The organism is Legionella stuttgartensis (genome assembly GCF_977063405.2).
Genome location: NZ_CDRUHA020000036.1, coordinates 1 through 779, shown reverse-complemented (window position 1 = coordinate 779; position 779 = coordinate 1). Strand labels below are relative to the sequence as shown.

The following is a 779-nucleotide window of genomic DNA, read 5'->3' as shown; positions in this document are numbered from 1 at the left end:
GTTGCAACAAAGCGATTGATAATCATCTCTTTGTCTGTATAATAAACCATCAATTTTGTTTTATTTAAGTCATTTTATATGTATAGTGTTAATGAATTGCTAAATTTAGATTGGATTTTAGAACTAAAAGAAGATGATTTTTCAGATCTAGATGACGATTGCTCCGCTCCCTTCTCTACGAACGAAGAGAGAGAAGACGATCTAAGCAGGGATTTTTCTTTCATGGAGTTCATGCAGAGCTCTATGGACGAAGAGAGATTAAATACAGTTGAGATAGAGTCAGTAAATAAGCCTACAGAGTTATCAAATCCTCATATAGGAAAAGAACGCGTTTCTGTCATACCGCAGCCTTTCGTTCAGCCATTTGCAAAGATTAAAGAGAGCGACCTACTAAAAAAATTAAAAGAAAAAGTGCAAGAAATAGCACCAGATGATATTGATCAGGATTATTCTTCTGATTTGCAAGTGCTTGGTTATAGTGAAGAGCAGAGTTTACGCATCATTTTACGATTGAAATTAGACACAGAGGAGTTCATAAATAACCACCCCGATTTAAGCAAGGATTTTAATATAAGCCAGTTGTATAAGGTAGCTCAAGGAGGACCATCTTCAGTCGCTGCATTGGTTGCTTATCTTAAACATCGCAGTTTACCTTTTGATATAACAAAAGAACAGCTCATTTTACTATTGGCTCAAGGCGTATCCTCATTAAAAGCCCTAAAAAAGTTAACTCAAGAGCAGCAGGAAAAAAAATTACGCTCAAAGCTAGGATTAACACT

Annotated in this window: 1 protein-coding gene; it reads left to right on the top strand. The window is 35.6% G+C overall.

Annotation, left to right across the window (positions count from 1 at the left end; translation table 11 throughout):
- Positions 1 to 78 precede the first annotated feature (78 nt).
- The coding region (locus ACWTEW_RS10920; RefSeq protein WP_454783633.1) for a hypothetical protein at positions 79 to 779 on the top strand (701 nt) is incomplete at its 3' end.